Annotated in this window: 8 protein-coding genes; 1 reads left to right on the forward strand and 7 read right to left on the reverse strand. The window is 64.3% G+C overall.

What is annotated here, in order from left to right:
- Positions 1-551: 551 nt before the first annotated feature.
- Positions 552-1,937: a glucose-6-phosphate isomerase gene (locus Q0629_RS04420; protein WP_298779416.1), complete on the forward strand. Its 1,386-nt coding sequence runs from the start codon at positions 552-554 to the stop codon at positions 1,935-1,937.
- Between the two features lie 70 nt (positions 1,938-2,007).
- Here Q0629_RS04420 and Q0629_RS04425 read toward each other — a convergent pair whose 3' ends face one another.
- The 7 genes from Q0629_RS04425 to Q0629_RS04455 all read right to left on the reverse strand — a co-directional run.
- A complete protein-coding gene (locus tag Q0629_RS04425) occupies positions 2,008-2,727 on the reverse strand; it encodes an ABC transporter ATP-binding protein (protein ID WP_298779418.1) in 720 nt (239 codons plus the stop codon).
- Positions 2,728-2,729: 2 nt separating this feature from the next.
- Complete coding sequence (locus tag Q0629_RS04430; protein WP_298779420.1) at positions 2,730-3,578, reverse strand: ABC transporter ATP-binding protein; 849 nt, start codon at positions 3,576-3,578, stop codon at positions 2,730-2,732.
- Positions 3,568-4,644 (reverse strand): branched-chain amino acid ABC transporter permease, encoded by a 1,077-nt coding sequence (locus Q0629_RS04435; protein ID WP_298779423.1) that lies wholly within the window; start codon positions 4,642-4,644, stop codon positions 3,568-3,570. Before Q0629_RS04435 ends, Q0629_RS04430 begins: the two co-directional genes overlap by 11 nt.
- Before the next feature lie 4 nt (positions 4,645-4,648).
- The gene (locus tag Q0629_RS04440) at positions 4,649-5,530 is read right to left on the reverse strand and encodes a branched-chain amino acid ABC transporter permease (RefSeq protein ID WP_298779425.1); all 882 of its coding nucleotides are present in this window, start codon (positions 5,528-5,530) and stop codon (positions 4,649-4,651) included.
- A 166-nt stretch (positions 5,531-5,696) separates the two neighbouring features.
- Positions 5,697-6,833: an ABC transporter substrate-binding protein gene (locus Q0629_RS04445; protein WP_298779427.1), complete on the reverse strand. Its 1,137-nt coding sequence runs from the start codon at positions 6,831-6,833 to the stop codon at positions 5,697-5,699.
- Positions 6,834-7,009: 176 nt separating this feature from the next.
- Entirely contained in the window at positions 7,010-7,156 is a 147-nt protein-coding gene (locus Q0629_RS04450; RefSeq protein ID WP_298779429.1) for a hypothetical protein, read from the reverse strand.
- A 266-nt stretch (positions 7,157-7,422) separates the two neighbouring features.
- Positions 7,423-9,228: ankyrin repeat domain-containing protein (locus Q0629_RS04455; RefSeq protein ID WP_298779432.1), on the reverse strand; the 1,806-nt coding region annotated here is incomplete at its 5' end.

The raw sequence follows: 9,228 nt of genomic DNA on the forward strand, positions 1-9,228 counted from the left end.
GCACCCTCTCTCCCAGGTCCCGATCGATCTGGAAGATGATAAACTGCCCCGCCTTCCGGTTCCGCGCGATCTCCGGCGCCGTCACCTTGAAGTAGTAGACGCTCTGACCCCTCTCAAGGTCATGAGAGAGCTGCCTCTTCTCCAGTATCTTATGCAAATGACCTTCCCCCTCCAAGATAATATGCACTGCTGAACTGCAAAGGCTCCGTTAGAGCCTCACAGCAAAGAGCTCTCGAAAATATGACCTGCTACGACAAAAAACAGGACGACGTCCTGCACCCTCCTATGATAAGCCATTCTTCCACATAAAACAAGAATCCAGATACGTTTATGCATCAAAAAGCCTTAAATTCTTAAAATTGAAATAACATATTGGAGGCCCCTCAACTCGCCGGCGCGCCTTTTTGACGTCCTTCATTGCTTTGTCGCTGCTGTATTTCTATTCATAAATATGTTAAGATACCCGCAGGATGGGGCCGCGTCCCCTGAAAGAAACTGGACCCTGAGTGCGGCGTAGACGTTTTGAGTGCTTATGTTTGGAGGGGTTAACGATGACTGAAAAGACCTTGCTGTCGCTTGCTTATGGGGCCGCGTTCCCGGAGAAGAAAGGGGCCGTCACCTTCACAGACCTGGCCGCCCTGACGCCCAGATTCCAGGCCGGAGATGCGTGGCTGCGAGAGAACGCGGCTGCGGGCAAAGAGGGATTCGGCTGGATGAACCTCGCCAAACGCAACGTTGACGACGTGCAAACGATGGCGCGTTGGCTCTCCACCCGAGAGTCCGTCATTCAGGTGGGGATCGGCGGCTCCGCCCTGGGCAACCAGATGCTGCACAACGCGCTCCTGCCCCCCTTCTGGAACGAGATCCCCCAGGCCAAGCGCGGCGGTCCCCGCTTCTTCATGTCCGACAACGTGGACCCATCGGAGAATCGCGCGATCTGGGACCTCATCGACCCGGAGAGCACGGCCGTCGTCGTCGTCAGCAAGTCGGGCAGCACGGCGGAAACGGCGTCGAACTTCCTCTTCTTCTGGGAGAAGCTGCGGGACACGCTGGGTGAGGCCGGGGCCCGCGAGCGCGTCATCGCCATCACGGACAAGGAGCAGGGCGTCCTGCGTCCCTTCGTGGACGAGACGGGCTGCAAGAGCCTGATCCTGCCAGGCGACGTGGGCGGGCGCTTCTCCGTGCTCACCTGCGTCGGCCTCCTGACGGGCTGGGCCCTCGGCATCGACGGCGCGGAGCTCCTGAAGGGCGCGGGAGAAATGGACGGACGGATCGCCGGCGCCCAGTCCGTGCTGGAGAACCCGGCCTGGGTCCTCTCCGGGCTGAACTACCTGCACATGAACGCAGGACGTGGCATCAGCGTCCTGATGCCCTATTCCGATCACCTCGAAAAGTTCGGCGAGTGGTTCGCCCAGCTGTGGGGTGAGTCCCTCGGCAAGGAGGGCAAGGGCTCCACGCCGGTTCGCGCGCTGGGCGCCATCGACCAGCACTCCCAGATCCAGCTCTACACGTCGGGGCCCGACGACAAGCTCTACACCATCCTCACCGTGGAGCAGGACAAGCGCGACATCGCCCTGCCCGCCGCTCCGGAGAAGGCCCTGAAGAAGCTCTCCTACCTCTATGGAAAGTCCATGGATAAGCTGCGCAACTTCGAGGCCGAGGCCACGGCAGCCGCGCTGCACAAGGTGGGGCGCCCCGTCGCCATGCTCTCGATCCCCGCGCTGGACGCGCGCCGCCTGGGCGCGCTCATCCACTTCTACGAATACGTGACGGCCATGACGGGGTGGCTGCTGGACGTCAACCCCTTTGACCAGCCGGGGGTCGAGCAGGGAAAGAAGTACACCTACGGCCTGATGGGTCGGGAAGGCTTCGAGGCCGACGCAGAGGAGGTCCGAACCCTCTCCGCCAGGACGACCGAGCGCGTGGCAGGCCTTTAGCCAGCGCCCGTCGGGCCATCGACGAAAAATACAGAAGACGGGGGACCGCCTGCCGGCGGGCCCCCGTCTTTTAGTCTCCACCGAGGTAAGCCCTCTTGATCTCCGGGGAATCGAGGAGCTCCTGCCCCGTGCCCGTGGTGACGATCTTCCCCGTCTCCAGTACGTAGCCGCGGCTCGCGATGGAGAGCGCCATCCGCGCGTTCTGTTCCACCAGCAGGATCGTGGAGCCATGCTCGTTCAAGTTTCTGATGATGTCGAAGATCTGCTCCACCAGAAGGGGAGCGAGGCCCATGGAGGGCTCGTCCAACATCAAGAGCCTGGGACGGCTCATCAACGCTCTGCCCATGGCCAGCATCTGCTGTTCGCCGCCGGAGAGCGTGCCCGCCACCTGGCGGCGGCGTTCCTTGAGCCGCGGGAAGAGGCCGTAGACCATCTCCAGGTCCTCCGCGACGCTGCCGTCCCTCCCCATCCGCACGTAGGCTCCCATCTCCAGGTTCTCCTTCACGGTCATCTGCAGGAAGATGCGCCGTCCCTCCGGCACCTGGGCCAGTCCCCGTTCCACCACCTTATGCGGCGCCGTGTGCGCCAGCCCCTGCCCCAGGAAGGACACGGTACCGCTTTTGGGGTGCAGCAGGCCCGATATCGTGTTCAGGGTCGTGGACTTGCCCGCGCCGTTCGCACCGATCAGCGTAACGACCTCCCCCTCCCTGACGTCGAAGGAGATTCCCTTGATCGCGTGGATGCTGCCGTAGTAGACGTGAAGGCCCTCCACCTTCAAAATGGGGTCCATGGCTATGCCCCCTCCTGTCTGCCCAGGTAGGCCTCGATAACCGCCGGATCGGACTGGATCTCCTCCGGCGTGCCCTTGGCGATGACGTGCCCGAAGTTCAACACACAGATGCCCTCGCAGATGTTCATGACCAGGTTCATGTCGTGCTCGATGAGCATGATGGCGATCTGAAACATGTCGTGCACCTTGCGGATGCTCTCCATCAGCTCCACCGTCTCCGAGGGGTTCATCCCCGCCGCGGGCTCGTCCAGCAGCAGAAGGGATGGGTTCGTGGCCAGGGCGCGGACGATCTCAAGCCGCCTCTGCGCGCCGTAGGGCAGCGAGCCCGCCCGGACGTCCGCCATGTCCTGCATGTCGAAGATCGAGAGCAGCTTCAAGGCGCGGCGATGGGCGGCGCGCTCCTCCCGTCGGAACTTCGGCAGGCGCAGGACGGCGCTCCACATGCCATAGTGCATGTCGTTGTTCATGGCGACCTTCACGTTGTCCGCGACGCTGAGGTTGCCAAAGAGGCGAATGTTCTGGAACGTGCGCGCGATACCCGCCCGGTTCACCTGCACGGTGCTCATGCTGTTGGTGTCCTGCCCGTCCAGCAGGATGGTGCCCGACGTGGGCTGGTACACCTTCGTCAGCAGGTTGAAGACCGTGGTCTTGCCCGCGCCGTTGGGCCCGATGAGCCCGGCGATCTCCGTCCGCCCAATGGTCAGGTTGAAGTTCTCCACCGCCTTCAGCCCTCCCAGCGTGATCCCCAGGTTGACACATTCCAGGATCGGGGCGCGGCCCGCGTCTCGATCGGGAATCACGGCATTGGACGGGACGGGGACCAGCCTCGTCTTCCTCCGCTTAAACGGCATGTTCGTCCTCCTTCCCTGCACGCCTCACAAAGGGGTTGAAGCGAGTCAGGAACCCCTTCACCGCAGCGTTGTTCGTGGCCAGCATCACCGCAATCAACACGACGGCGTAGAGCAGCATCCGATAGTCCGCGAACTGGCGCAGCTTCTCCGGCAGGATCGTCAGGGCCGCGGCCGCGACGATGGACCCCAGAATGTTCCCCTGGCCGCCCAGCACCACGAACACCAGCACCAGGATGGAGGTGTTGAAGTCGAACTTGTTGGCGACGATCGTGGAGTAGTTCATGGCGAAGAGGGCTCCTGCCGCCCCGGCCAGCGCCGCGGAGGTGACGAAGGCCATCATCTTGTAGCGGGTGATGTTGATCCCGACGCTCTCCGCTGCGATGCGGTCGTCCCGGATGGCCATGAACGCGCGTCCGGCACGGCTGTTCATCAGGTTGTACACCACGGCCAGCGCGATCATCACCAGGATGAAGCCCACCGTGAAGGTGGATATCTTCTGGATGCCGCCGATGCCCATGGGGCCCGCAATGATGAGGCGTCCACCGGGCAGGAGGCGCGTGTTGTCGCTCAGCATGCTGAAGCTGATGCCGCCCGAGTCCATGCCCAGGTAGAAGTTGTTGAAGACGCTCTTGATGATCTCCCCGAACGCCAGCGTCACGATGGCCAGGTAGTCCCCTTTCAGCCGCAGCACGGGGATGCCGATGAGGAACCCCGCGGCGGCGGCAAAGCCCGATCCGACCAGCATGGCGACGGCCAGCCTCGCGGGGGCGAAGGGGATGAGGTTTTGCAGCATGATGGCCGAGGCAGCGCCGGTAAAGGCCCCGACGGACATGAAGCCGGCGTGTCCCAGGGAGAGCTCTCCCAGGATGCCCACCACAAGGTTCAGGGCAATCGCCATGACCATGTAGGCGCAGACGGGGACCAGCATCCCCCGCATGGTGGAGCTGAGAAGGCCCGTTGTGCTCAGAATCTGCATGAGGCCGTAGGCCGCCACGACGACGGCATAGGTGGTGAAGATCCGTCGCGCCTCCGCCCGTTTCAGGTTGACAAACCTTTTTATCGTCATCGCGCTACACCTTCTCCTGAACCTGTACGCCGAGGAGCCCTGCGGGCTTCACCAGGAGCACCACGATCAGAACGGCGAACACCACGGCGTCCGAGAGCTGCGTCGAGATGTAGGCCTTCGCGAAGATCTCGATGACGCCCAGCAGCAGGCCTCCAAACAGGGCTCCTGGGATGGAGCCGATGCCGCCGAAGACCGCCGCCGTGAAGGCCTTGATGCCGGGCATGGAACCCGTCGTCGGCATCAGGGTCGGGTAGGCGGAGCAGAGCAGCGCCCCCGCCACGGCAGCCAGCCCCGAGCCGATGGCGAAGGTCATGGAGATCGTGGCATCGACGTTGATCCCCATCAGCTGCGCGGCCCCCTTGTCCTCCGAGCAGGCGCGCATGGCCTTGCCCATGCGGGTCCTGCCCGTAAACCAGGTCAGAGCCAGCATGATGACCACGCAGGTGACGATGGTGACGATGGTGACATAGGAGATGGAGAGCTGCCCGCCGAAAAACTTCAGGGTCCCCTTTCCCACCACCGAGGGAAAGATCTTGGGGTTCGACGTCCAGAGCAGGAGCGCCGAGTTCTGCAGAAAGTAGCTGACGCCAATGGCCGTGATGAGCACCGCCAGGGACGGCGCCTGACGCAGGGGCTTGTAGGCCAGGCGCTCCACGACGATGCCCAGAATCGTGCAGACGAACATGGCAAGCGCCACCCCCGCCACGGCCGGAAGCTGATAGCGGGCGACAGCGTAGAAGCAGACGTAAGCCCCCACCATGATGACATCTCCATGGGCGAAGTTCAGCATCTTCGCGATGCCGTACACCATGGTGTAGCCCAGGGCGATGATGGCGTAGATGCTGCCCAGGCTGATCCCGCTGATGATAAAGCTTAAAAAGATCATGAACGCACCTCTCAAAACCGAAACCGCGCAACGGCGGTCGCCGCCGTGTTCGAATCCTCTCCTCCGGCAGGGCGCGTCCAACAGGTCGGGACATGCCGGCGCACTGGACGCACCCCCCAAAAGGAGCGCGGGGAGGGCGGCCACCCTCCCCCGCTGACGGTTGAGGCTAGTCGAGCCCCACGTAAGCGCCATCCTTGATGACCATGCCCTTCGGGTCCTTCGTCACCTCGCCGGCCTTGTTCCAGGTCATGTTGGTCCCCGTCAGTCCGGAGAAGGTCATGGAGGTGAACTGCTCGATCATGAGGCCGCAGAGCGTCTGGGCGTCCATGTCGGGCGTCGCCTTGGCGTTCTCGAGGGCCATCTTGAAGGCGTAGACGCAGTCATAAGCGTCGGCCGCAAACTGGTTCGGCACGTCCTTGCAGCGCTTCTTGTACTCCGCCACGAACTTTGCCGTGCGTTCGTCTTCCGAATCCGCGTTGAAGGGGGTCAGGAGCATCACTCCCTCGGCCAGTTGCGTGTCGAAGCCCTCCATCGTCAGAATGCCGTCCATGCCGTCCACGCCGAACCACCGGGGCGTGTACCCCATGCCGGCCGCCTGAGCCAGGATCAAGGATGCGTGCTGATAGTACATGGGGAGGAACACCAGCTCCGCTCCGTTCTTCTGCGCATCGGTGAGCTGCACGGAGAAGTCCGTGTCGTTGCCGTCCGCAAAGGTCGTGTCACTGACGACCTCGATGCCCAGCTCCTTCGCCTTGGCGACGAAGGTATCGTGGATGCCCTTGGAGTACACGTCGTCGTTCTTCCAGATGACGGCGACCTTCCGGGGCAGGCCCTTGTTGACCATGTACTGCGCGGAGGCAGAGCCCTGGTTGGGGTCCACAAAGCACATCTGAAACATGTTGTCCTTATTGGTCGTGACGGCTTTCGCGGAAGCGGAGGGCGTCAGCGCAAAGATGCGATCGTTAAAGGTCTCTGCAGCCGTGGCCTCGCAGGGCTTTGAGGTGACAGCCCCCATGGAGAGCTGCATCCCCCAGTCCTTCAGGAGGTTGTAGGCGTTCACGGCCTTCTCGGCGTCGTGGACGTCGTCCTCGTAGCGAAGCTCAAACTGCACCCCGCCCATGGCGTTGATCTCGTCCACCGCGATCTGAGCACCGTTCTTCACGGCATTGCCGTAGATGGCCGCGCCGCCCGTCAGGGGCGCCGTGCCGCCCAGCTTAAAGGCCTCGGCTCCAAAGGCGCAGCCCGTCGCCACGACAACGCTCAGGGCAAGCCCTGCAGCAAGGGTAAAAACTTTTCTGGTCATTTTTCTCATCGTTTTCCTCTCCTTGAATTCAATCTCACAGAACGTCTATGCCCTATCCCCGTCCACCGACGGCCGTTCGGCGATCCTGGGGACCTGTGGCCAAAAAAAGGCGGCTGCCCTTCTTTTAAGAGTGCAGCCGCGCAATGGAGCGTCTTAAAAAAATTTTTGGCTTCCCCTTAAGTATTCTTTTTTTCATCCCTTACAACGACCGCCAGGACCACGGCGACGACCGATAGGACGACGGCGAGCTGCCCGCCAATCATGGCGATAAGGGCAATAATAATAATGGACGCCACAAAAAGGGCGTCCATCAGGGGATCCAAAACACAAAGGGAAGCGCGCGCGAAGGAAGCCGCCGCGTCACAGGAGGACGCGCCCGCAGGGCAGGACATCGCGGACCTGACGGCAAGGCTTCGGTTCATTTGCGGGCATCCTCCTTCGCTGAAATTTTGTGACATTATAAGGGGCCGCCGGGCGAATGTCAATCTGTTTTCTCAATTTGCCTCCCGGCGGGGGCGGATCGGTGAACCTCAACCAGCCCGCCTCGAACCGCGCCCGAAGGCACTGCGGAGCGTTTGAGCGCTGCCCGTCACTTTTTTACATCAAAAAGGGGGATGCACTGCCTCGCGTTCTTGATCACGGCGTAGCCCAGGGCGCTGCGGCCCGTGCGGTCCGTTCGGGACGGGTCTGCACCCGACGCGAGAAGCATCTTCACGACCTCCGGGTTATCGCTGGCTGCGGCCACCATCAGAGGGGTCGTGCCCCCGTCGTCCGGAACGTCCGCCGCGGCACCGGAGGCGATCAGGGCCTCCGTGCACTTCGCCCCGGACCGCCCCTTCGCCGCGAAGTGCAACGGGGTCCAGCCGATAAAGTCCCGCGCCCCCACGTCCGCTCCGGCCTCGAGGAGCGCCTTCACGGCCCACTCGCTGCCCCGGAGGGAGGCGTCCATCAGGGGCGTCATCTCCCGCGCCATGCGCACGTCCACGCTGGCGCCGGCCTTGACCAGGAGGGCCAACACCTCACGCGCGCTCTCAGGGCCCTGGACGGCGTGGGAGAGCGGCGTCATGCCGTCCCGGTCCTGAAGGGAAACGTCCGCGCCCAACCGCAGGAGCTCCTCCGCTGCGGGGAGGGCAGGCGTCACAGCGGCCACCATCAGAGCGGTCATACCGTACCGGCTCCTCGCATCGACGGAGGCCCCGGCCTCGACCAGAGCCCTGATACTCTCCGCACTACCCTTTCGGGCGGCCACCATCAGGGGCGTCAGGCCGTCCCAGGTCGCAAGGTCGGGGTCCGCTCCCCCCTTCAGCAGGGCCTCGAGCACCGCGGCCCTCTCCGCTTCCCCCACCTGCCTCGCGCCGTCGCCACCTCCCGCAACCGCGATCATCAGCGGCGAGAGGTCCTGAAGGTTCCGATGATTGGGGTCCGCTCCCAGCGACAGAAGGGCCTCGACGGCCTCCGGCCTCGCTCCGGCCCCCAGCGCGACCGTCAAAGGGGTGTCGCCCTGCGGCGTCTCGTCCCGCAGCGAGGCTCCGCGCTCCGCCAGGAAGCGGATCGTCGCCGGCGACGCGCTGACGGCCGCAAACATCAGAGGCGTCCATCCGTTCCTGTCCCTCGCCGCGAGAGAGGCTCCCAGGTCCAGCAGCGCCGAGGCGGCGGGCAGGTTGTCCGACCGGCACGCCTCCATCAACGGCGTCATCAGCCGGCTCTCCCGCACGTCCACCTCCCCATCGGCGACCAGCAGCGTCAGGGCGTCGGCGGAGATCAAGGGGTTTGAGGCCGCCAGAAAGAGCGCCCCGCGGTTCAGGTCGTCCTCGGCCGTCAGGTCCGCCCGCCCCTGCACCAGGGCCGACAGCGCCGCCGCGCTCGCTCCCGCAGCCACGGCCCGCATCGCGGGGGTCCGGCGGCCCTCGTCGCGCCGGTTTACGTCGGCCCCCGCCTCCACCAGGAGGCGCAGCACCTCCGCATCCGGGCGCTCGCACGCTGCCTGCAGGGGGGTGACGCCCGCCTCGTTCGCCTCATCCACGGGGGCCCCCGCGTCCAACAGGAGCTCTAGGACCTGCGGATCGGCGCGGGAGGCCGCCAGCCACAGGGGCGTCCTGCCCTCCCCGTCCCGGACCCTGGCCGAGGCCCCGGCCCTCAGGAGCGCCGCGGCGACCTGAGGCGAGCCGTTCATCGCCGCAGCCAGGTGCAGGGGCGTCCTGCCCTTATCGTCCCGCACGTCCGGCGACGCGCCCGCCGACACGAGCGTCTCCGTCACGACGGGGTTGGGGTTGTACGCCGCGGCCAGCATCAACGGGGTCAGCCCCTCCAGCCCCACCGAGGTGAGGGACGCGCCGTGCTTCAAAAGCAGCCGGACGACCTCCGGATTCCGGGCGTACTCGGCGGCGACGTGCAG

The sequence above is a fragment of the uncultured Fretibacterium sp. genome (assembly GCF_938030725.1).
Classification (GTDB): Bacteria; Synergistota; Synergistia; order Synergistales; family Aminobacteriaceae; genus Fretibacterium.

Excerpts from the sequence above, each read along its gene's own strand:
- Q0629_RS04430 (WP_298779420.1), bottom strand. The coding sequence starts at position 3,578 with ATGCCGTTTAAGCGGAGGAAGACGAGGCTGGTCCCCGTCCCGTCCAAT.
- Q0629_RS04420 (WP_298779416.1), top strand. The coding sequence starts at position 552 with ATGACTGAAAAGACCTTGCTGTCGCTTGCTTATGGGGCCGCGTTCCCG.
- Q0629_RS04425 (WP_298779418.1), bottom strand. The coding sequence starts at position 2,727 with ATGGACCCCATTTTGAAGGTGGAGGGCCTTCACGTCTACTACGGCAGC.
- Q0629_RS04435 (WP_298779423.1), bottom strand. The coding sequence starts at position 4,644 with ATGACGATAAAAAGGTTTGTCAACCTGAAACGGGCGGAGGCGCGACGG.
- Q0629_RS04445 (WP_298779427.1), bottom strand. The coding sequence starts at position 6,833 with ATGACCAGAAAAGTTTTTACCCTTGCTGCAGGGCTTGCCCTGAGCGTT.
- Q0629_RS04440 (WP_298779425.1), bottom strand. The coding sequence starts at position 5,530 with ATGATCTTTTTAAGCTTTATCATCAGCGGGATCAGCCTGGGCAGCATC.